We start from the raw sequence: 21997 nt of genomic DNA, 5'->3' as shown, positions 1-21997 counted from the left end.
CTTCTGCTGTCCCGGGCTTTTGCGTCCCGGGCTCCCGCCAGGCCCGTCCACGCTCAGCGCCGTCGTGGGCGAACCTGCCTTCGATCTCGCGCGAGGCGCTCTGACGACCGAGGAGGTCGGTCGGGGAGACGACAGAGCCTGCCGCACTCTGTGCGGCAGGCTCTGTTCGTTGCGCTTCTTCGGCGCTCTTCTGGGTCAGGCGGCGGTGTCGTCGCGGGCGGCGCGGCGCTGGCCCTGGCCGTTCCAGCGGCCCTCGCGGACGAGGCGGCGCTCGTGGGCGGTCAGGCCGCCGAAGATGCCGAACTCGGGGCTGGTGCGCAGCGCCCAGGAGCGGCAGACGTTCATCACGGGGCAGCGGGCGCAGACCTGCTTGGCCTGGAGGCTGAGCGCGTGGTGGGTGGCCTGGTCGCCCAGGGGGAAGAAGATGTCGAGGTTCTCGCCGACGCAGGCGGCCTCGGCGCGCCAGTCCTCGTGCCAGCTCTCGCCGCCGCCGGCCGGGATGCGGTCGCGGCGGGGCCGGTCGAGGTCGCTCGGGTCGGCGCCCGGGCCACCGCTCGTACGGGGGCGGTCCAGATCGTCGTGCAGCGGAGGAACGGATCTCACGAGCAAGGGGTACCCGGGTCACCCGGTGCGAAACACGCGCGCGGACGCGTCGACCATGGTCCGGCCAGGGTTCGCGCACCGCGGTGCCCCGGGGGTGGTGTGGGATAGTGGACGTAGTCTGCCAGGGCTTCCCGCGCTGGTCAGAAGGTGTTCGCGGAGCCGATCAGGGGCCCGCGCAGGAAGGTGAAGGTCGGGGATGACAGGCAACGCGAGCTACCGGTTGAAGGACACCGCGGTGCTGTCCGTGGTAGCGGTGGAGGCGCCCGAGGTGGTGACGTCGGCCGAGTTCGACGCACGGCTGATGCGGACGTACGAGCGGACCGGGATGAAGCCGGGCATGATCGAGCAGCTGGCCGGGGTGACCGAGCGGCGCTGGTGGCCGGAGGACGTCACGTTCGTGGACGCGGCCGCCATGGCGGGCGCGAAGGCGCTGGCCGAGGCCGGCGTCGACCCCTCGCAGGTCGGTCTGCTGATCAACACGTCGGTCTGCCGCACGGGCATCGAGCCGGCGAACGCGGTCGGCGTGCACGACCAGCTGGGGCTCAGCACGAGCTGCCTCAACTTCGACGTGACGAACGCCTGCCTCGGCTTCCTCAACGGCATCCAGCTGGCGGGCTCGCTCATCGACGCCGGGCAGGTCGACTACGCGCTGCTCGTCGACGCGGAGGGCATGCGCGGCCTGCAGGGCGAGACGGTCGAGCGGCTGGCCGGCGAGGACACCACCGCGGAGGACCTCAAGGCGCAGTTCGCCACGCTGACGCTCGGCTCCGGTGCCGCGGCCATGGTGCTCGGCCGGGCGAGCGAGCACTCCGAGGGCCACCGGGTCACCGGCGGCGTCAGCCGCTCCGGCAGCCAGCACAAGGACCTCTGCATCGGCAGCATGTCGATGATGACGACGGACTCCCGCGCGCTCTTCAACGCGGGCATCGAGCTCGCCGGGCAGACCTGGCACGACGCCCTCTCCGAGGGCTGGGACTGGGCCGGTGCCGACTGGTTCGTCGCCCACCAGACCTCGGTCGTCCACCTCAACGCGCTGGCCAAGGTGATCGGGGTGCCGGTCGAGCAGCTCCCGATGACCGTGCCGACCTACGGCAACCTGGCCTCGGCCGCGGTGCCGTTCACGCTGGCCAAGCAGGTCCCGCTGATCAAGCCGGGCCAGCAGGTGATGCTGCTCGGGATCGGCTCGGGCCTCAACACGTCCTTCGCCGAGATCATCTGGTGACGTCGCCCGACGGGGCGACGCAGGGGCTGCCGGGTCTCGACCCGGCCTGGTCGCGCTTCCTCACGGTCGACGACGCCGCCGGGAAGCCGCGCCGCTGGCACGTCCTCGACAACGGCGTGGAGCCGACCGAGGGCACGATGCTCTGCGTCCACGGCAACCCCACCTGGTCCTACCTCTGGCGGCGCTTCCTCGCGGAGGCCCGCCCGGGCTGGCGCGTGGTCGCCGTCGACCAGCTCGGCATGGGGTGGTCGACCCGGCAGGTGCCGACCCGACGCCTCGGCGACCGGGTGGACGACCTCGGTCGGCTGACCGCCGCGCTGGGCATCCAGGGCCCGGTCGTCGTCGCCGCGCACGACTGGGGCGGCCTGGTGTCCATGGGCTGGGCCCTGGAGCACCGCGACCTCGTCGCCGGCGTCGTGCTGACCAACACGGCGCTGTTCCAGCCGCTGGACCAGCCGTTCTCCGGCCTCATCCGGCTCTCGCGCACGCCGGCGCTGAACCGGCTGATCTGCGTGACCACGCCGACCTTCGTCCGCGGTGCCGCGGCCCTGTCGCGCCCGCCCCTGGAGCTGGGCGTCCGGCGTGCCCTCGCCGGCCCGTACGCCGACGCCTCCGAGCGCACCGCCATCGGCGACTTCGTCGCGGACGTCCCGCTCGAGGCCGACCACCCGAGCCGGGCGCGGCTGGAGCAGATCGCCGAGGGCGTCCGCGGCCTCGACGTCCCCGTGCTGCTGCTGTGGGGCGCGCGGGACCCGGTGTTCACCGACCTGCACCTGGCCGACCTGCGCGACCGCTTCCCGCAGGCCGACGTGCACCGTTTCGGGCGGGCGTCGCACCTGGTCACCGAGGACGTGCCCGAGACGGCCGGCATCGCGTGGGACTGGGTCGCCGACCACGTCGAGGACGGCGGTGCACCGGCCGACCTGGGCCGACCGCCCGAGCGCGTGGAGCCCGGGGCCCTCTGGGCGCCGATCGTGGCGCGGGCGGACGAGGCCGCGCCTGCGGTCGTCGAGCTGCACGACGGCACGGTCTCGACGACGACGTTCGCGCAGCTGGAGCGCGGGATCGTCGAGCTGGCCCTCGGTCTGGTCGACGCGGGTGTCGAGCCCGGTGACCGCGTCGCCGTGCTGGTGACGCCGGGCGCCGCGCTGACCACCGCCGTGTTCGCGTGCTGGCGTGCGGGCGCGACGATCGTCGTTGCCGACGCAGGCCTCGGCGTGCGCGGCCTCGCGCACGCCCTGCGCAGCGCCCGTCCCGACCACGTCATCGGGATCCCGAAGGCCGTCGCCGCCCTGAGCGCGCTCCGCGTACCGGGGCAGCGCTTCGTCAGCGGGACGCTGCCGGCGCCGCTGGACGCCGCCCTGCACCACCCGCGGACGGTGGCCGCGCTGACCGCGCGGGGTGCCGTGCTGCGCGCCGAGGGCGCCACCCTGCCCGAGCTGCCCGAGACCGACGCCGACGCGGCCGTGTTCTTCACCTCCGGTGCCACCGGCCCGGCCAAGGGCGTCGTCTACCGCGCCGCCCAGCTGCAGCGCCAGGTGGCTCGGCTGGCCGGGCTCTACGGCGGCGAGCGCGACGACGCGTGGGTGGCGGCCTTCCCGCTGTTCTCGCTCTACGGTCCCGCGATGGGCACGGCGGCCGCCGTGCCCGACATGGACCCGACCAAGGCGGGCACGTTGACCGCCGCCGCGCTCGCGGAGGCCGCCGCCGCCGTGGACGGCCGGGTCGTCTTCGCCTCGCCCGCCGCCCTGCGCAACGTGGTCGCGACCGCGGACGGGCTCACCGACCGGCACCGCGAGGCCCTCGGCCGGGTGCGGGTGCTGATGTCCGCCGGGGCCCCGGTCCCGGTCGGGCTGCTGCGGCGCGTGCAGGAGCTGGTGCCCGCCGCCGTCCTGCACACGCCGTACGGCATGACCGAGGTGCTGCCGGTCGCCGACATCACGCTGCCCGAGATCGAGGCCGCGGGTCCGGGCAACGGGGTCTGCGTCGGACGGCCCGTGCCCGACGTGCGGATCGCGCTCGCGCCGCTGGACGCGGAGGGCCGGGCCACCGGCGCGCTGACCGACGAGCCGGGCGTGACCGGCGAGATCCTCGTGGCTGCCGACCACCGCAAGCAGCGCTACGACCGGCTGTGGGCGACCGAGCGGGAGAGCAGCCGCGACCCCGGCCACCACCGGACCGGCGACGTCGGCCACCTCGACCCCGAGGGTCGGCTGTGGGTCGAGGGCCGCCTGGTCCACGTGCTGTCCACGGCGGACGGGCCGCTGACGCCCGTCGGCGTGGAGCAGCGGGTCGAGGCGCTGCCCGAGGTCGTCTCCGCCGCCGTCGTCGGCGTCGGTCCCGCCGGCACCCAGCAGGTCGTCGTCGTCGTGGTCCCGCCGTCCGGCGCGGTCCGGCGGCACCCGCTCGCCGACGCCGACCTAGCGGCCGCCGTGCGCCGGGTCGCCGGGGTGGACGTCGCCGCCGTGCTGGCGGTCCCGAGGCTGCCCGTCGACATCCGGCACAACTCCAAGATCGACCGCGTCGCGGTGTCCGCGTGGGCCTCCCGCGTCCTCACCGGCGTACGCCCGGGGAAGCTCGCGTGAAGGTCCTCGTCACCGGCGCCAGCGGGATGCTGGGCACGGCCGTCGCCCGGGTCCTGGCCGCGCGCGGCGACGAGGTGACCGTGATGCAGCGGCGCTCGTCCGGGCTCGGCCTGCGCGAGGTGCTGGGCGACGTCGCCGACGCCGAGGCGGTCCGCGCGGCCCTCGACGGCCAGGACGGCGTCGTGCACCTCGCGGCCAAGGTCGACATCACCGGGCCCGAGGACGCGTACGTCCGTGCGAACGTGATCGGCACCCGGAACGTCCTCGCCGCCTGCACGGCCCTCGGCGTCCAGCGGCTCGTCCAGGTCTCCTCGCCGTCGGTCAGTCACACCGGCGCCTCGCTGGTCGGCGCACCCGCCGGGCCGGCGGACCCGGAGCACGCGCGCGGCCCGTACGCCCGGACGAAGGCCCGCTCCGAGCTCGAGGCCCTGGCCGCGGACCAGACGGGGGCGGTTCCGCTGGCCGTGGTCGCCGTTCGGCCGCACATCGTCTGGGGCCCGGGCGACACCCAGCTCGTCGAGCGGATCGTCGAACGCGGCCGCGCGGGCCGGCTCCCGCTGCTCGGCACCGGCGCGGGGCTGATCGACACCACGTACGTCGACAACGCGGCCGACGCGCTCGTCGCGGCGCTCGACCGGACGCCCGAGGTGCACGGCGAGGCCTTCGTCGTCAGCAACGGCGAGCCCCGGCCGGTCGGGGAGATCTTCGGCGACTTCTGCGTGGCGGCCGGCGTCCCCCGGCCCACGCGGCACGTCCCCGCGCGGCTGGCCGTCGCCGCCGGCGGTCTCGTGGAGCGCGTGTGGAGCCTCCGCCACCCGGACGGTTCCGCCCAGCCGCCGATGACCCGGTTCCTGGCCGAGCAGCTGTCCACCGCGCACTGGTTCGACCAGCGCCGCACCCGCGAGGCGCTCGCCTGGACCCCGGCGGTCACCATCGCCGAAGGCCTGGAACGCCTCGCCGCCCACTACCGGGGAAGTTCCGCCCGCGACTGACCGGTCAGAACTTCCCCGTTCCCGGCGGGCAGCGGGGACACCGCCGGAACGGCCCGGGCCAGCCGCGCCTCATCAGCAGCTGCGCCACCTCCCAGGCCACCTCGCACGGGCTGCCGGCGACGTCCCCGAAGCCGTACCGCACCGTCGAGAGGTCGGCGAGGAGCGCGGTGTTGTCCCGCCGCATGTCCCGGAACCGGCCCGCACCCTCGTGGCCCTTGCGGCCGTCGAGCTCGACGACGAAGCGGTACTTCTCGTACAGCACGTCACGCAGCGCGCCGCGGTCCGCGCTCGGGCGTTGGCGCACGCCAGGGGGCAGCGCGTGCGGCCGTTCGACGCGCCGGAGGTAGCGCAGCTCCAGCGGTGACTCCGCCCCCTCGTCGACGTCGCTCAGGAGCTCGACCAGCAGCAGCCGGCAGGAGTGACGGCCGCGTACCGACAGGGCCCGCAGGATCTGCTTGGGGGTGGTCAGCCGCCGCTGCACGGCGTTGGTCACGAGGTCCTCCACGGTCCGGGGCGAGGCCGACTCGCAGAGGTCGAGGACGGTGTCGGCCGCGAGGGTCCGCGGCGGCGAGCCCGTCGTCCGGGGGTTCCGGGCGCCGGGCCGCTCGCGGACGAAGACCCACCGGGGACGGTCCCGGGCGATCACGTCGTGGGGCACGAAGACCTCCACCGGGTCGGGAGCCACGTCGACGAGCCGTCCCGCGTACGCCGCCGAGCGGTTGCCGAGCCTCGAGCCCTCGCCGCCCAGCAGCACCCCGGCCCACGCGAGGCTCGCCCAGGCGACCTGACCGCTGTGGGTCACGAAGACCCCCGGCGTCAGCCGCTGCCACAGCCCCTGCCGGACCAGGCGGTCGAGGGTGTGGCGCGACAGGTCGAGGCCGAGGGCCTGCTCCCGGGTCACGACCTGTTCCTGCACCCCGGCCAGCCGGAGCAGCGCCCGGCTCGGCTCCCCGCGTTCGTGCACGCCTCATGCTGCGGTCGCGGAGAGCCTCCGGAACGGGTTGTCCCCAGCCCAGCTTCGCCTCGTCGCAGAACGGGGAAGTTCTGACCGGGTAGTCGCGGTCAGAACTTCCCCGTTGTCAGCGGGAGAGGCGGAGGCGGTCCCACCAGAGGGCGGCGCGGGCGGCGTTCATGCCGCAGGCGCCGTGGACGCTGCCGCCCGGGTGCGCGGAGGCGGAGGCGAGGTAGAGGCCGCGTACGGGGGTCTCGCTCCGGCCCGTCCCCGCGAACGGCCGGAACACGAGCTGCTGGTCCACCGCGGAGCTGCCGCCGTTCAGGGAGCCGCCGACGAGGTTGGCGTCGCGGTGCTCGAGGTCGGCGGGGGTGAGGATCCGGCGCGAGCGGACCCGCGACCCGAACCCCGGCGCGAACGCCTCGATCCGGGCCTGCAGGCGGTCCGCGAACCGTTCCGCCTCGCTGGTGTCCCAGCTACCGGTGAGCCCGTCGTCGCCCGCGTCGCCGCGGACCTCCTGGGGCACGTGCGTGTACGCCCACAGCGACTCGGTGCCGGCGGGGGAGCGGGACGGGTCGGTGGTGGTCATCTGCCCGACCAGCACGTAGGGGTCCGCGGGGACGAAGCCGGAGTCGAGCTGGTTGCTGTAGGCCGACATCGCCGGCACCGAGTCGGCGATGTGCACCGTCCCCGGCGCGTACGCGGGGGTCCCGGCCCACGGAACCGGGCCGTCCAGCGCGTAGTCGACCTTGAACGTCGCCGGGTCCCGGCGGAACCCGTCCATCTTGCGCGTCGTCCGGGCAGGGAGGTCGGCCGCGTCGACGAGGCCGCCGAAGAGCTGCTCGGCGCCGACGTCGGCCAGCACCGAGCGGCGGACCCGCACCTCGCCGTCGGCCGTCTGCACGGCGACGGCCCGCCCGCCGGCGACGCGGATGCCGGTCACCGGGGTGGAGGTCGCGACGGTGCCGCCGGCCGCCTCGAACCGCGCCCGCAACGCCTCGGACAGCGCCTGCGCGCCGCCGGTCGGCGCCGGGAAGCCGACGGTCTGGCCGAGCATGGTCAGCAGCAGCCCGATGAACCCCGAGCCGGCCGCGTCGAGCGGGATGTCCGCGTGGCAGGCGTTGCCGGCGACGAGCAGGGAGGGGCCGTCGCCGCCGAACCGGCGCTCCGCCAGGTGCGCGGCCGGGACCAGAAGCTCGCGGACGAAACCGAGCCCGCCGACCCGGGCCAGCTCGGTCAGGAACCGCACCCCGCTGCGGACGGGCGGGATGGGCGTCAGCAGCGACCCGATGAGCCCGGGCTGCACGATCCGCCAGCGTCCGACCAGCTCGTGCCAGGCCTCGCCGTCGCCCGGGTGGGCGGCGTCGAGCAGCCCGGCCGTCACGTCCTCGTCGTGGTGCAGCAGCGCCCACGAACCGTCGCGGCGCGGGTGCCCGAGCACCGCCGGCGCGTGCGACCACTCCAGGCCGAACCGCTCGAGCCCGAGCGAGGTGATCGCCGGCGAGACCGCGGCCATCGGGTAGAACGCGCTGAACGTGTCGCTGACGAAGGCGGGGTCGACCTCGCGGTCGCTGCGGACGGCGCCGCCCACCTCGGGCTGCGCCTCGACGAGCAGCACGTCCCAGCCGGCGTCGGCCAGGCGGTTCGCTCCCACCAGACCGTTCGGTCCGGCTCCCACGACGACGGCATCGACCTCGGCTGGCAACGGCACGTCGCCAGTGTCCCCTCCCCGCGCGCCGCACGCCTGATTGGTGTCCGGGCCCCGGCCCGGGAATGATGGACGGGCCATGACACCTCCCCCCGCGACCGTCGCCCCCACCAGCCCGGCCGCGCTGCTGTGGGACTTCGACGGCACCCTCGCCGACACCGAGCCGCTCTGGATCGCCGCCGAGTACGACCTGATCGGCCAGCTCGGGGGGACGTGGTCCGACGAGCACGCCCACCAGCTCGTCGGGAACTCGCTCATCGACTCCGGCAGCTACATCCTGCACGCGATCGACCGCCCCGACCTCAGCCCGGAGTGGGTCGTCGACCAGCTCGTGTCGCGCGTCATCGGGCACCTGCGCTCGGGCAACCTGCCGTGGCGCCCGGGCGCGCTGGCCCTGCTCGAGGCGGCCCGCGTGGCGGGCATCCCCTGCGCGCTGGTGTCCGCGTCCTACCGCGTGCAGCTCGACGCGGCCATCGACGCGCTGCCCCCGGGCTCCTTCGCCACCTCGGTCGCGGGTGACGAGGTGGAGCGCGGCAAGCCGCACCCGGAGCCGTACGAGCGGGCCTGCGCCGAGCTCGGGGTCGACCCCCGCAGCTGCATCGTCTTCGAGGACAGCGAGACGGGGGCTCGTTCGGGCAACGCCGCCGGTGCGCTCGTGGTCGCCATCCCCAACCGGGTCCCGATCCCGGACGCGCCCCGCCGCGTCCAGGTCGCCTCGCTGACCGACGTCGACCTCGCGGGCCTCGCCCGGCTCCTGGACGAGGCCGATGCGCACGTCTAGCACCAGCGCCGCCCGCCGCGTGCTCGCGGGCGTGGTCGCCCTCGCCGCCGTCGCGCTGACCGGCTGCGACAGCCCCGCCGAACCCCCGGCGCCGACGACCCCCGGCGCGACCCCGCGCCCGTTCACGGTCGTGTCGACCGACCGGGTGACCGTGACCGACCCGGCCGCGGCGACCGACCAGGCGTCGACGATGTTCGCGCTGAACGTCTTCCAGCGCCTCATGACGTCCGCCCCCGGCGACGGCGCGCGGCCCAAGCCCGACGCGGCGCGCGACTGCGGCTTCATCGAGTCGCCCACGATCTACACCTGCACGCTGCAGAAGGGCCTGACCTTCGCCGGCGGGGACCCGCTCACGTCCTCGGACGTGAAGTTCAGCATCGAGCGTGCCCTGCGACTCGACGTGCCCGGCAGCTCGACCTCGCTGCTGTCGTCGCTGCGCCGCATCGACACCCCCGACGACGTCACCGTGCGCTTCCTGCTCAGCCGCGTCGACACGCAGTTCGTGTGGGCGCTGGCCTCGCCCGCCGCCTCCATCGTCGACGAGCAGCAGTACGACGCCGACGAGGTGCGCGACACCGACGAGCCCGCGGTCGGCTCGGGACCGTTCGTCGTCACGTCCTTCGACGAGGACGGCGACAAGGGCGGGACCATCGCCTTCAGCCGCTTCCCCGAGTACAAGGGCTTCACCCCGCCGGCGATCGACGGCCTCACCTACCGCACCGTCGCCGACTCGGCCACGATCGAGGACGCGATGCAGAAGGGCCAGGTCGACGTCGTCTGGCGCGGCCTGAACACCGCGGCGGTCACCCGGCTCTCGCAGCAGGTCGGCGCTAGCCCGGACAAGACGACGACCAGCGGCTTCAGCGAGCGCGTCCTGCCCGGCGCCCGCGTGCTGCAGCTGCAGTGGTCCCCGAGCTCGCGCGCCCGCTCCGACAAGGCGCTGCGCACGGCGATCGCGCTGGCGCTGCAGGGCGACCGGACGTCCGACTCGGTCCTGCCGGCCGGGATCCCCGGGCACGAGGCCACGTTCCCGCTGGGGGGCAAGGCCACGCCGAAGGTGACCTGGAAGAGCCGCATCAACCTCACGCTCGCGTACGACCCGACCGCGCCGAACGCGACGGACCTGGCCGACACCGTGCGCAACCGGCTCGAGGACACCGGCGGCCTCAGCGTCCGGCTCGCGCCGGGCTCGGCCGACGCCGACCTCGTGCTCGTGGACCGCAAGGCCTGGACGCCCACGGCGCTCTCCTGGCTGCAGCCCTTCGTCGACGACCCGCTGCCGGCCACGCGGACGACGGTGACGGCGACGACCAACGCCTACCGGGCGAGCACCGACGAGGCGGCGTCCGAGCGCCTGCTCGGCACGCTCCAGCGCCAGGCTGCCAGCGACCTCGTGCTGCTCCCGATCAGCCAGTCCGACGAGACCGTCTGGGTCCGTGCGGGCGCCGAGGTCAACGGCGGCTCGTACGGCCCCGGCTGGCAGCTCGGCCTGTGGGGGATCAGCACCTCGTGACCACCCAGGAGGAGGCGGCCGTGACCCTGTCCGGCGTCCGGATCGGCCCGCTGCAGGCGGGGGAGCGCGTCACGCTGACCGACCCCAAGAACCGGCGGCACTCGGTGCTGCTGGTCGAGGGCGGCACGTTCCACACCACCAAGGGCGGCGTCAGCCACGACGAGCTCATCGGCGGCCCGGAGGGCGTGGTGGTGACCTCGGTCGGCGGCACGGCCTACCTCGCGCTGCGCCCGCTGCTGAACGAGTTCACGGTGACGATGCCGCGCCAGGCCGCGGTGGTCTACCCCAAGGACGCCGCGCAGATCCTGATGGCCTGCGACATCTTCCCCGGCGCCCGGGTGGTCGAGGCCGGCGCCGGCTCGGGCGCGCTGACCTGCAGCCTGCTGCGGGCGGTCGGGCCGACCGGGCGGGTGCGCTCGTACGAGCGTCGTGAGGAGTTCGCCGCGCAGGCCCGGCGCAACGTCGAGAGCTTCTTCGGCGCCGCGCCGCCGGCGTGGGAGCTCACCCTGGGCGACCTGGTCGAGAGCCTCCAGGCCGAGACCGGCCCGGACGCGGAGCCGGAGACCGACATCGACCGCGTCGTGCTGGACATGCTGGCGCCGTGGGAGTGCGTGGACGCCCTCGCGGAGCGGCTGGTCCCGGGCGGGGTGCTCCTCGCCTACGTGGCGACGACGACCCAGCTCGCGCGGACGGTGGAGACGCTGCGCGTGCACGGCGGGTTCACGGAGCCGGAGGCCAGCGAGACGCTGCTGCGCGCCTGGCACGCCGAGGGGCTGGCCGTCCGGCCGCGGCACGACATGGTCGGCCACACGGGCTTCCTGGTCAGCGCCCGGCGGATGGCGCCGGGCTTCCGGGCGCCCGCGCGCAAGCGTCGACCGGCCCCCGGGGCCTATGGCGAGGATTACACCGGCCCGCGCGCCGCGACCCCTGAAGGCGGCTCAGCGCGCGGGTAGGGTCGCCGCAGGAGGTGCGCGCGATGACCGGTTCCAGCTACAACCCCAGCTCCGACGGCGCTCCCGACCAGGAGCGCGAGTACCTGCTGAGCCAGCTCGGGGCGCTCCGCGAGGAGCTCGCCCGGCTGCGCGAACGCGTGTCGGCCCACCCGCACGACCTGGCGGTGCTCGAGCGTCGGCTGACCGACGCCCGCGCCGAGTCCCGGACCACGACCGCCAACAACGAGCGCCTCGCGGCGACGTTGCGCGAGGCCCGCGACCAGATCGTCACGCTCAAGGGCGAGGTCGACCGGCTGGCGCAGCCGCCGGCGAGCTTCGGCGTGTTCATCGCCGCCGCCGAGGAGCGCACGGCCGACATCTTCACGTCGGGCCGCAAGATGCGCGTGAGCGTCAGCCCGGACGTCGACCTCGAGGCCCTGACGCCGGGCCGCGAGGTCATGGTCAACGAGGCCATGAACGTCGTGAAGGCCCTCGAGTTCGACGAGGTCGGCGAGGTCGCGACCCTCAAGGAGATCCTCGAGGACGGGACCCGCGCGCTGATCGTCGGGCACGGGGACGAGGAGAGCGTCGTCCGCCTCACGACGTCGCTGCAGGAGGGTCCGCTGCGCGCGGGCGACTCGCTGCTGATCGACCGGCGGGTGCACTTCGCGTACGAGCGGGTGCCCAAGCTCGAGGTCGAGGAACTGGTCCTCGAAGAGGTCCCCGACATCGACTACACGGTGATCGGCGGGCTGGGCAACCAGATCGAGATGATCCGGGACGCCGTGGAGCTGCCGTTCCTGCACAAGGACCTCTTCGCCGAGCACGAGCTCAAGGCGCCGAAGGGCATCCTGCTCTACGGCCCGCCCGGGTGCGGCAAGACGCTGATCGCCAAGGCGGTCGCGAACTCGCTGGCCAAGCGCGTGACGGAGAAGACCGGCGTCGAGGGGCGCAGCTTCTTCCTCAACATCAAGGGCCCGGAGCTGCTCAACAAGTACGTCGGCGAGACAGAGCGGCACATCCGCCTGGTGTTCCAGCGGGCACGGGAGAAGGCCTCGGACGGCATGCCCGTGATCGTCTTCTTCGACGAGATGGACTCGCTGTTCCGCACCCGCGGGTCGGGCGTCTCCTCCGACGTGGAGAACACGATCGTCCCGCAGCTGCTGAGCGAGATCGACGGCGTCGAGGGCCTCGAGAACGTGATCATCATCGGCGCGTCCAACCGCGAGGACATGATCGACCCCGCGATCCTGCGGCCCGGCCGCCTGGACGTGAAGATCAAGATCGAGCGGCCGGACGCCGAGGCCGCGCGCGACATCTTCAGCAAGTATCTGACCAAGGGCCTCCCGCTGCACAACGAGGACCTGGCCGAGTTCGCGGGCGACCGCGCGGCGACGGTCAAGGGCATGATCGAGCGCACCGTCGAGCGGATGTACGAGGACACCGAGGAAAATCAGTTCCTCGAGGTCACGTACGCCGGCGGCGACAAGGAGATCCTCTACTTCCGGGACTTCAACTCCGGCGCGATGGTGCAGAACATCGTCGACCGCGCCAAGAAGATGGCGATCAAGGACCTGCTCGACACGGGCGTCAAGGGCATCCGGATCGGCCACCTGCTGCAGGCCTGCGTCGACGAGTTCGCGGAGAACGAGGACCTGCCGAACACCACCAACCCGGACGACTGGGCCAAGATCAGCGGCAAGAAGGGCGAGCGCATCGTCTTCATCCGCACCCTGATCAGCTCGAAGAAGGGCACCCAGCCCGGCCGTTCGATCGACACGGTGACGAACACCGGGCAGTATCTTTGATCCTCGCTCCGCTCGGATGCGGAGCGTGCTCTGATCCTCCGTCTTCCTCCCTCCCGGTGACGACGGAGAAGCGTGTCGTCACCGTCCGGTCGTCCAGACGGAGGCGCACGCTCCGGCGGTGGGCGGGTGCGCGCGCCGCGCTCGTCCGGGTTTAGGCGCCGCTGGTCGCGTAGCGCCTGGAGACGTCGTTGCACGCCTCGCAGGTGTCGGCGGGGATGACGCCCCAGCGCATCAGGTGGCCGAACATCCAGCAGCCGGCGCAGAAGCCGAGGACCGACTCGAGCAGGGCGAAGACGAGCAGCACCGCGATCAGCAGCATCGGCAGCAGGACCGCTCCGAACCCGTACGCGGCGACGGCCGCCACGGTCGTGAGGACCAGCCCGATGGTCTGCGCGAAGCGCTTCGGCGGTCCGGGGACGAAGCGGGGCATCCCGAGCTGCGGGGCGACGACCTGGGTCGCGAGCCGGCCGAGCAGGCTGAACCGGGGTCCTGCGGCCGTGCGGGCCAGGAACCCGACGGCAAGCAGCACGAGCAGCCAGTCCCAGCCTGTCGCCAGCGTCAGCGCCGCCAGCACGGCGACGCCCGCGGCGACCGTACGGGCCGCGAGCTCGTTGACCGGGTTGGGGAACGAGAGCAGCTCCCGTACGCGTGACGTCACGCGGACCGAACCCGAGCCCCGCGGGCGCTATTCCGCGGGCCGGTCCTCGTCCGGCGCTGCGGGCTCGGCAACGACCTTGCCCGGGTTCAGGATGCCGGCCGGGTCGAGCGCCGCGCGGATGGCGTGGTGCATCGCGATCACGGCCGGCTCCGACTCGGCGACGAGCCCGCCCCGCTTGAGCAGGCCGACGCCGTGCTCGCCCGTGACGGTCCCGCCGAGGGCGATGGCCGTGGCGTGGATCTCCTCGAACGCCGCCTGCGCCCGCGTCCGGGCCGCCTCGTCGCCGGGCGGGGTCATCAGCAGCGGGTGGAGGTTGCCGTCACCGGCGTGGGCGATGTTCGCGATGTGCACGTCGAAGCGGGCGGCGACGTCCTCGATGCGCGCGAGCATCGTGGGGACCGCGGCGAGGGGCACGCAGACGTCCTCGGTGAGGACCGGGCCGAGCCGCTCCAGCGCGGGGTAGGCCAGCCGCCGCGCGGCGAACAGGGCCTCGGCCTGCTGCGGGTCCTCGGAACGCGCCGACCAGGTGGCGCCGCCCAGCTCGAAGGCCAGCCGCACCGCCTCGGCCTCCGCGTCGCCGGCCGCGCCGGGGGAGTCCACCCGGGCGAGCAGGATCGCGGCCGCGTCGGCCTCGAGGCCGAGGTGCTGCCAGTCCTCCACGGCGCGCAGGCAGTGCCGGTCGAGCAGCTCCAGGGCCGACGGCACGACGCCGCTCCGGGTCACCGCCGCGACGGCCTCGCCGGCGGCCACGAGGGAGGAGAAGTGGCCGACGACCGTCTGCTCCGGCGGTCGCGCCGGCCGCAGCCGGACGGTGACCTCGGTGACGATGCCGAGGGTGCCCTCGGAGCCGACCATCAGCGCGGTCAGGTCGTAGCCGGCGACGCCCTTGGCCGTCCGCCGGCCCACGCGCACCAGCTCGCCGGTCCCGGTCACGACCTGCAGGGCCAGCACGTAGTCGCGGGTGACGCCGTACTTGACGCAGCAGACGCCGCCGGCGTTGGTGGCGACGTTGCCGCCGATGGTCGCCCAGGGCGAGCTGGCCGGGTCCGGCGGGTACCAGAGGCCCTGCGCGGCGACGGTCGCCCGCAGGTCGTCGTTGACCACGCCGGGCTGCACGACCGCGTAGCGCTCCACCGGGTTCACCTCGAGGACCGCGTCCATCGCCTCCAGGCTGACGACCACGGAGCCCGCCATGGCGTTCGCGCCGCCGGAGAGCCCGGTCCCGGCGCCGCGGGGCACGACGGGGACCCGGTGCTCGAGGCAGACCCGGACGACGGCCTGGACCTGCTCGGCGGTGCGCGGGCGGACGACGGCGAGGGCGGGGACGTACGGCGCCCACTCGGCCTCGTCGTGGCTGTAGCGCTCGACGGACTCCGGCGTGGTGACGAAGGCGTCCGCGGGCAGCACCGCCGCGAGCGCCCCGCGGACCTCGTCGGCCCGGGCGGCGTCCTGGTCGGAGGTGCTCGGACGGCGGGACCGCAACGGCAGGGTGATCACCCCTCCATCGTGCACCGAGGGCGTCCGGGCGTGACGAGAGCCAACGGCTGCCTGCTCGGGGGGTCAGGTAGACGCTGGCTCTCGGGGGTTTCATCGCCCGTCGGCCCCGCGGCGTTACCGGGCGTTCGTGTGACGTGCGTCACACGCTGCGGACCGGGGTCAGCCGTGGTCCTTCACGACGAGCACCGGGACCTCGGCCTGGAGGATCAGCGTCTGGGTGACGCTGCCCAGCAGGAACTTGCCCACGGGCGAGCGGCGCCGCGCGCCGATCACGAGGACCTCGGCGTCGACGTCGTCCACGAGGCTGAGGATGGCGCTGGCGACGTTCTCCTCGCCGGTGGCCAGGTGCAGCTCCCACGCCACGTCCAGGCCGCCGTCGGTGAGCACCCGCTCCACCTCGTCGGAGATCCCGGACCGGTTCGCCGCGGCGATGTCGAGGTCGAGCGACTCGACGACGTGCAGCACGGCGAGGTCGGTCCGCCTCATGGAGGCCTGCCGCGCCGCCTCGGCGAGCGCGATGCGGCTGGTCGAGGAGACCTGGTGGGCGACGGCGACGGTCATGGAGACCTCCGGGTGGGTGCGGTTCGCGCGGCTGCGGAACTTTGTCCGGTCAATGTAGCGAAAAGCGGGCCGGCTCACACCTGGGCGGCGGGGGAGGCCGACCGGCCCCGCACCCGCGTCACCAGGGCGGCGATCCCGCGCCACCCCAGCAGGAAGACGCCGACCACGATGACGGTGACGACCACGAACGACGTCTCGACGCCCTGGCCCGTGGCGACGCGCAGGAGCATGCCGATCGCCACGACGGCCACCCAGACCAGCGCACCGGCCGCCAGGCCCCGCGGCCGGGACCGGGTCGCCGGCACCAGGGCGACGAGGACCCACCCGACCAGCCAGCCGGCCAGGAACGGGCCCGCGGTCCGGGCCATCCCCGTGAGCCCGAGGTCCTCGCCGTGGCTGACGCGACCGATGCCCGCGAAGACGAGGACGAGCACGAGGTCGACGAGCGCGACGGAGGCGGCGGGTGCGACGCGGGAGTCCTTCATGAGCCGACATTACGCTGGCGCCCATGCCCGAACCCGTACGTCGCCAGGTGGTCATGGGCATCGAGACCGAGTACGGGATCAGCGCCCCCGCCGGCCGGACCGGCGAGGACGACCTGCACCCGATGCAGCTGTCGAACCACGTGGTCAAGGCGTACGGCAGCGGGGCCGGCACCTCGGCCGACGGGCGCCCGGCGGGCTGGGACTACGAGACGGAGTCGCCGCTGCGCGACATCCGGGGCTACGAGGTCGCCCGCTCGAGCGCGCACCCCGACCAGCTGACCGACAGCGACCTCGGTATGGCCAACGTCATCCTCACCAACGGCGCCCGGCTCTACGTCGACCACGCGCACCCGGAGTACTCGGGCCCCGAGGTGACCACCGCGCTCGACGTGGTCCGCTTCGACAAGGCCGGCGACAAGGTGATGGCGATCGCGGCCCAGCGGGCCTCGGTCTACGCCGGCCGGCAGATCCGCCTCTACAAGAACAACACCGACGGCAAGGGCGCGTCGTACGGGACGCACGAGAACTTCCTGCTGCAGCGGAGCACGCCCTTCGACCGGGTGGTCACGCAGTTCACGGCGTTCCTCGTGACGCGGCAGGTGTTCACGGGCGCCGGTCGGGTCGGCATCGGGCAGGCCAGCCAGACGTCGGGCTTCCAGATCAGCCAGCGCGCCGACTTCTTCGAGGCCGAGGTCGGGCTGGAGACGACCCTCAACCGGCCGATCATCAACACCCGCGACGAGCCGCACGCCGACGCGGCCAAGCACCGCCGGCTGCACGTGATCACCGGCGACGCCAACCTCTCCGAGACCTCGACCTGGCTCAAGGTCGGCACCGCGGCCTGGGTGCTGCGCGTGGTCGAGGCCGGGACGCTCGGCACCGACCTGCGGCTCGCCACGCCGGTCGCGGCGATGCGCGCGGTCAGCCACGACCTGTCCTGCCGCGTCCCGCTCGAGCTCGCCGACGGCCGGCGGATGACCGCGGTCGAGATCCAGCGCGTCTACCTCGAGCGCTGCCGGGCGCTGCTGGCCTCGCCCGCCGCCGACGGCCTGCCCGCGGCGGGCCGGGCGGAGGCGGAGGCCCTGTTCGCGGCGTGGCAGGAGACCCTCGACCAGCTGGCGACCGACGTGACCCTGCTCGCCGACCGGCTCGACTGGGTCGCCAAGCTCGCGCTGATGGAGTCCTACCGCGCCCGCGACGGCCTCGGCTGGGACGCGCCCAAGCTCGCGGCGATCGACCTCCAGTACGCCGACGTCGACCCGTCGCGCAGCCTCTACGCCGCGCTCGCCGCCAAGGGCCGGATCCGCCGGCTGATCACGGACGACGAGATCGAGCACGCGCGCACCCACCCGCCGGCCGACACCCGCGCCTACTTCCGCGGCCGGGTCATGGAGCTCTTCGGCTCCTCCGTGGTCGCGGCCTCGTGGGACTCGGTGATCTTCGACGTGCCCGACCGCCCCGCCCTCCAGCGCGTCCCCCTGCTCGACCCCCTGCGCGGCACCGCCGAGCAGGTCGGCGCGATGCTCGACGCCTGCACCGACGTCTCCGACCTCTTCGCCGCCCTCGGCCGCTGACCCGTACGCCGCCCCGGGCCAGGTAGTCGTCCCACCTGTCCCAGGACTTTCACGTTTACGTGAAAGACCCGTACTGACCACGGCAGATCTGCCGTGGTCAGTACCGGGGTTTCACGTAAACGTGAAAGTCCTGTGACTCGCGCCCCCAGCCCCTGACCCGCACGGTCGCCGGCGTGGGTGAGGCCCGGCGCGGGACGGCCGGGAACTGTCAGCCGTCCTGACTAGGCTGGCCGCAGCCCACCACGAGGAGTGCTCATGCCCGAGTCCGAGCAGACCCACCGGCGTACGCGGAAGTCCGACGACGAGGAGACGGTCGAGGACCTGCCCGCCGTCGACAGCGCCCACAAGGCCGAGCTCGACTCGGACGTCGACTCGCTGCTCGACGAGATCGACGGGGTCCTCGAGGTCAACGCCGAGGAGTTCGTGCGCTCGTTCGTGCAGAAGGGTGGCCAGTGAGCGACAGCTCCACCGACCGCTCTCGGGGCGGTCTGCCGGAGGCGTTCCTGCGCGCCGGCACCTCGTCCTTCGTCGAGCTGGCGGCCTCGGTCGCGCCCGACGTCCTGCCGACCTCGCGCACGACCGGCGGTTCGTCGACGTCGCTCGCCGACCTGACGCCGCACGCGACGACGATCGTCGCGGCCACGTTCCCGGGCGGCGTGGTGATGGCCGGTGACCGGCGGGCCACGATGTCGAACATGATCGCCCAGCGCGACATCGAGAAGGTCTTCCCGGCCGACGAGTTCTCCCTGGTCGGCATCGCCGGCGCGGCCGGCCTGGCCGTCGAGATGGTCGGGCTGTTCCAGGTCGAGCTCGAGCACTACGAGAAGATCGAGGGCGCCTCGCTGTCCCTGGTCGGCAAGGCCAACCGGCTCGCGACGATGATCCGGGGCAACCTGCCGCTCGCGATGCAGGGCCTGGCCGTCGTGCCGCTCTTCGCCGGTTGGGACGAGGCGGCCGAGATGGGCCGGATCTTCTCCTACGACGCCGCCGGCGGCCGCTACGAGGAGCACTCCTTCTTCTCCGTCGGCTCCGGCTCGATCTTCGCCCGCGGCGCGCTCAAGAAGCTGTACGCGCCCGACCTCGCCGTCGCCGACACGACGATGGCCGTCCTCCAGGCGCTCTACGACGCGGCCGACGACGACTCGGCGACCGGCGGCCCGGACATGGCCCGCCGGATCTTCCCGGTCGTCATGATCGCCGGGCCCGACGGCGTGCAGCGCGTCGGCGACGACCAGGTCGGCGCGATGGTGGACCGCCTGGTCGCCGCCCGCCGCGTACGCCCCGACGGACCGGAGGCCCGCGTTGTCTGACCCCGTCCTGCACACCGTGGAGGGATCCCGTGTCTAGCCCGTTCTACGTCGCGCCCGAGCAGCAGATGAAGGACCGGGCCGACTTCGCGCGCAAGGGCATCGGTCGCGGCCGGTCGGTCGTCGTCCTGCACTACGCCGACGGCATCGTCTTCGTCGCGGAGAACCGCTCGCAGGCGCTGCACAAGGTCGGGGAGATCTACGACCGGATCGGCTTCGCCGCCGTCGGGCGCTACAACGAGTTCGACACGCTGCGCCAGGCCGGCATCCGCTACGCCGACCTGCGGGGCTACAGCTACGACCGGACCGACGTCACCGCGCGCGGCCTGGCCAACGCGTACGCCCAGCTGCTCGGCGGGATCTTCTCCTCCGGCGGCGAGAAGCCGTACGAGGTCGAGATCATCGTGGCCGAGCTCGGCGCGACGGCGGCGGACGACCAGATCTACCGGCTGACCTACGACGGGTCGATCGGGGACGAGGAGCACTTCGCCGTCATGGGCGGGTCCGCCGAGGCGATCGCCGACGTGGTCCGCTCCGGCTACGCCGACGGCCTCGACCTCGCGGCCGCGGTCCAGCTGGCGGTGCACGCCCTCGGCTCCGACGGCGGTCCCGGTGCGCCGGTCCGCGAGCTCGGCGTCGACGCGCTCGAGGTCGCCGTGCTCGACCGCACGCGGGCCCTGCCGCGGAAGTTCCGTCGGGTGGCGGGCCAGCGGCTCGCCGCGCTCCTCGACGGGGCGCCGCAGCCGGCCGCGGTGGCGGCGGACGCGCCGCCGAGCGCGTCCACCACCTCGCCCGACGCGCCGGAGGTCGACCTGCCCGGCGCGCCGACCCCCGGGGCATGAGCGCCGCAGCATGAGCACCGCAAGATGAGCGCTCCCGCATGAGGACCGAGGCCGGCCCGCCGGTGACGGTGGTCGTCGGGGCCGGCCTGGTCGGGGCGTCGATCGGCCACGCGCTGACCGGCGCCGGCTGGCGGGTCCACCTCGTCGACGCCGTGCCGAGCCACGCGATGGTCGCGGCCGGGCTCGGGGCGGGGACGGCCGAGCCTGCCGAACCCTCCGAGGTCGGCCTCGTCGTCGTCGCCGTGCCCCCGCGCACGATCGCGGACGTCGTGGGGGAGAGCCTGCAGACCTACCCGTACGCCACGGTCACGGACGTCGGCTCGGTCAAGGCCGGCGTGCTCGACGCCCTCTGGGAACGTCCCGTCGACCTGACCCGCTACGTCGGCTCGCACCCCATGGCCGGGTCGCACCACTCGGGACCGGTCACCGCGGACGGCGACCTCTTCGTCGACCGGACCTGGGTCGTGACGCCGCACCGCAAGAGCGCCGAGGCCTCCACGGCCCGGGTCGTCGAGCTCGTCCGCGCCTGCCGGGCGCGGCTGGTCACCCTGGACGTCGACGACCACGACGCAGCCGTCGCGCGGGTCTCGCACCTGCCGCACCTCGTGTCCGTGCTCATGGCCGGCCACCTGACCGACGTCCCCGAGGAGGACCTCGTCCTCGCCGGGCAGGGTCTGCGCGACGTCACCCGCATCGCGGGCGGTGACCCGGGCCTGTGGCAGCAGATCGTGCGCGCCAACGCGACCGCCGTCCTCCGCGAGCTGCGGCAGGTGGCCGTCTCCCTCGACCGCCTCATCACCGCCGTCGAGACCGCTCCGACCGACGAGGCGCCCGCCGACCTCTCGCTGAGCCGGGAGCTGGAGCGTGGCGTGGACGGCACCCGCCGGATCCCGGGCAAGCACGGGAGCGCGGCCGTGCCGTACGAGCAGGTCGTCGTGGCGATCCCCGACGAGCCGGGTGCGCTCGCCCGCCTGTTCGGTGACGTCGAGGCCGCGGGCGTCAACGTCGAGGACATCGCGATCGAGCACGACGCCAGCCGGCAGGTCGGCTACCTGACCCTGTCCGTCCAGCCCGAGCGGGCCGAGGGCCTCGCCGTGGTCATGCGCGACGGCGGCTGGACGGTGGTCTGACCCGCCGGAGGAGGCGCCCGGGGGCGGACGGCCGCGAGCGTGGGCCGGGGAAGGTCCCCAGGATCGATAGGGTGGCCAGATGTCCGACGCCCCGCGAACCTCCGGGACCCCCGGCCACCCCCTCCTCAGCGACGCTCCGCTCGTCGTGGCGATCGACGGGCCCAGCGGGTCCGGCAAGTCCAGCACGTCCCGCGGGGTCGCGGCCCGGCTGGGCCTGGCGTACCTCGACACCGGCGCGATGTACCGCGCCGTGACGTGGCTCGCCGTGCACGAGGGCGTGGACCTGACCGACACCGACGCCGTCGCCGACCTGGTGGCCCGCTCGCAGCTCGTCCTCGAGCTCGACCCCGCCCACCACAGCGTCACGATCGACGGCCACGACGTGACGACCGCGATCCGCGACCCCGACGTCTCGGCCGCGGTCAGCGCCGTCGCCACCAACCTCGCCGTCCGCGCCGACCTCGTCGCGCGGCAGAAGCAGGTCATCGCCGACGCCGCCGGCGGGATCGTGGCCGAGGGCCGCGACATCACCACCGTCGTCGCGCCGGAGGCCCCGGTCCGCGTGCTGCTCGTGGCCGACCCCGCGGCGCGGGTGGCCCGCCGCCACGCCGAGCTCGGCGAGCACGTCGACGCCGAGGCCGTGCACGACCAGGTGGTCCGCCGTGACCGCGACGACTCGACCGTCGCCGCGTTCCACGACGCCGCGCCGGGCGTGACGGTCCTCGACTCGACCGAGCTCACGCTCGAGCAGGTCATCGACGCCATCTGCGCGCTCGTGCCGGCGGCGTACGACCCCGCCGTCGCGCGCTAGGGACCACCCTGCGCGGGTCCGGCTACTCTGGAGGAT

At 74.1% G+C, this 21997-nt stretch carries 19 protein-coding genes and 1 pseudogene; 13 read left to right on the top strand and 7 right to left on the bottom strand.

Features of this window, described 5'->3' with window-relative positions:
• Nucleotides 1-195 precede the first annotated feature (195 nt).
• Nucleotides 196-603 (bottom strand): WhiB family transcriptional regulator, encoded by a 408-nt coding sequence (locus ABD665_RS02860; protein WP_204912316.1) that lies wholly within the window; start codon nucleotides 601-603, stop codon nucleotides 196-198.
• A 235-nt stretch (nucleotides 604-838) separates the two neighbouring features.
• Between ABD665_RS02860 and ABD665_RS02855 the strand changes: the two genes are divergently transcribed.
• The 3 genes from ABD665_RS02855 to ABD665_RS02845 are packed head-to-tail and all read left to right on the top strand — an operon-like array spanning nucleotide 839 to nucleotide 5402.
• Complete coding sequence (locus ABD665_RS02855) at nucleotides 839-1825, top strand: 3-oxoacyl-ACP synthase III (protein WP_344740973.1); 987 nt, start codon at nucleotides 839-841, stop codon at nucleotides 1823-1825.
• The gene (locus ABD665_RS02850; RefSeq protein WP_344740971.1) at nucleotides 1822-4410 is read left to right on the top strand and encodes an alpha/beta fold hydrolase; all 2589 of its coding nucleotides are present in this window, start codon (nucleotides 1822-1824) and stop codon (nucleotides 4408-4410) included. The genes ABD665_RS02855 and ABD665_RS02850 overlap by 4 nt, the downstream gene beginning before the upstream one ends.
• A complete protein-coding gene (locus ABD665_RS02845) occupies nucleotides 4407-5402 on the top strand; it encodes an NAD-dependent epimerase/dehydratase family protein (RefSeq protein WP_204912318.1) in 996 nt (331 codons plus the stop codon). Before ABD665_RS02850 ends, ABD665_RS02845 begins: the two co-directional genes overlap by 4 nt.
• A gap of 4 nt (nucleotides 5403-5406) precedes the next feature.
• On the opposite strand, the gene ABD665_RS02840 is transcribed toward ABD665_RS02845, so the two are convergent.
• The gene (locus ABD665_RS02840; RefSeq protein WP_204912319.1) at nucleotides 5407-6366 is read right to left on the bottom strand and encodes a type IV toxin-antitoxin system AbiEi family antitoxin domain-containing protein; all 960 of its coding nucleotides are present in this window, start codon (nucleotides 6364-6366) and stop codon (nucleotides 5407-5409) included.
• Between the two features lie 115 nt (nucleotides 6367-6481).
• Entirely contained in the window at nucleotides 6482-8065 is a 1584-nt protein-coding gene (locus tag ABD665_RS02835; protein ID WP_344740968.1) for a phytoene desaturase family protein, read from the bottom strand.
• 76 nt (nucleotides 8066-8141) lie between these two features.
• On the opposite strand from ABD665_RS02835, the gene ABD665_RS02830 reads away from it, so the two are divergent.
• The 4 genes and pseudogenes from ABD665_RS02830 to arc all read left to right on the top strand — a co-directional run bounded on the left by ABD665_RS02830 (nucleotide 8142) and on the right by arc (nucleotide 13096).
• Complete coding sequence (locus ABD665_RS02830) at nucleotides 8142-8843, top strand: HAD-IA family hydrolase (protein ID WP_204912321.1); 702 nt, start codon at nucleotides 8142-8144, stop codon at nucleotides 8841-8843.
• Nucleotides 8830-10356 (top strand): ABC transporter substrate-binding protein, encoded by a 1527-nt coding sequence (locus ABD665_RS02825; protein WP_344740966.1) that lies wholly within the window; start codon nucleotides 8830-8832, stop codon nucleotides 10354-10356. Before ABD665_RS02830 ends, ABD665_RS02825 begins: the two co-directional genes overlap by 14 nt.
• Nucleotides 10269-11309 (top strand): annotated as a pseudogene (locus ABD665_RS02820) (tRNA (adenine-N1)-methyltransferase); the annotation flags it as partial. The gene ABD665_RS02825 and the pseudogene ABD665_RS02820, both read left to right, overlap by 88 nt.
• Nucleotides 11310-11332: 23 nt before the next feature.
• Nucleotides 11333-13096, top strand: a complete 1764-nt coding sequence (gene arc / locus ABD665_RS02815; protein WP_204912322.1) for a proteasome ATPase — start codon at nucleotides 11333-11335, stop codon at nucleotides 13094-13096.
• Between the two features lie 151 nt (nucleotides 13097-13247).
• Here arc and ABD665_RS02810 read toward each other — a convergent pair whose 3' ends face one another.
• From ABD665_RS02810 to ABD665_RS02795, 4 genes are all read right to left on the bottom strand, one after another.
• Complete coding sequence (locus ABD665_RS02810) at nucleotides 13248-13754, bottom strand: DUF4395 family protein (protein WP_204912323.1); 507 nt, start codon at nucleotides 13752-13754, stop codon at nucleotides 13248-13250.
• A 27-nt stretch (nucleotides 13755-13781) separates the two neighbouring features.
• Nucleotides 13782-15251: an FAD-binding oxidoreductase gene (locus ABD665_RS02805; RefSeq protein ID WP_344740962.1), complete on the bottom strand. Its 1470-nt coding sequence runs from the start codon at nucleotides 15249-15251 to the stop codon at nucleotides 13782-13784.
• A 159-nt stretch (nucleotides 15252-15410) separates the two neighbouring features.
• Nucleotides 15411-15812, bottom strand: a complete 402-nt coding sequence (locus ABD665_RS02800; protein WP_204912324.1) for a universal stress protein — start codon at nucleotides 15810-15812, stop codon at nucleotides 15411-15413.
• A 74-nt stretch (nucleotides 15813-15886) separates the two neighbouring features.
• On the bottom strand, nucleotides 15887-16297 hold the full coding sequence (locus ABD665_RS02795) for a DUF3054 family protein (protein ID WP_204912325.1): 411 nt from the start codon (nucleotides 16295-16297) through the stop codon (nucleotides 15887-15889).
• Nucleotides 16298-16320: 23 nt separating this feature from the next.
• Here ABD665_RS02795 and dop point away from each other — a divergent pair, with 23 nt between their 5' ends.
• From dop to cmk, 6 genes are all read left to right on the top strand, one after another.
• Complete coding sequence (gene dop / locus ABD665_RS02790) at nucleotides 16321-17871, top strand: depupylase/deamidase Dop (RefSeq protein WP_344740959.1); 1551 nt, start codon at nucleotides 16321-16323, stop codon at nucleotides 17869-17871.
• Nucleotides 17872-18126: 255 nt separating this feature from the next.
• Entirely contained in the window at nucleotides 18127-18327 is a 201-nt protein-coding gene (locus ABD665_RS02785; RefSeq protein WP_204912326.1) for a ubiquitin-like protein Pup, read from the top strand.
• Nucleotides 18324-19181: a proteasome subunit beta gene (prcB, locus tag ABD665_RS02780; RefSeq protein WP_204912327.1), complete on the top strand. Its 858-nt coding sequence runs from the start codon at nucleotides 18324-18326 to the stop codon at nucleotides 19179-19181. Before ABD665_RS02785 ends, prcB begins: the two co-directional genes overlap by 4 nt.
• 29 nt (nucleotides 19182-19210) lie before the next feature.
• The gene (gene prcA, locus ABD665_RS02775) at nucleotides 19211-20020 is read left to right on the top strand and encodes a proteasome subunit alpha (protein ID WP_204912328.1); all 810 of its coding nucleotides are present in this window, start codon (nucleotides 19211-19213) and stop codon (nucleotides 20018-20020) included.
• A gap of 38 nt (nucleotides 20021-20058) precedes the next feature.
• Nucleotides 20059-21150 (top strand): prephenate dehydrogenase, encoded by a 1092-nt coding sequence (locus tag ABD665_RS02770; RefSeq protein ID WP_204912329.1) that lies wholly within the window; start codon nucleotides 20059-20061, stop codon nucleotides 21148-21150.
• Between the two features lie 79 nt (nucleotides 21151-21229).
• Nucleotides 21230-21961 (top strand): (d)CMP kinase, encoded by a 732-nt coding sequence (cmk, locus tag ABD665_RS02765; RefSeq protein ID WP_204912330.1) that lies wholly within the window; start codon nucleotides 21230-21232, stop codon nucleotides 21959-21961.
• Nucleotides 21962-21997 lie beyond the last annotated feature (36 nt).

The sequence above is a fragment of the Microlunatus spumicola genome (assembly GCF_039536445.1).
GTDB lineage: Bacteria > Actinomycetota > Actinomycetes > Propionibacteriales > Propionibacteriaceae > Microlunatus > Microlunatus spumicola.
The sequence above is the reverse complement of the archived record's forward strand: the minus strand, read 5'-3'. Positions and strand labels throughout refer to the sequence as shown.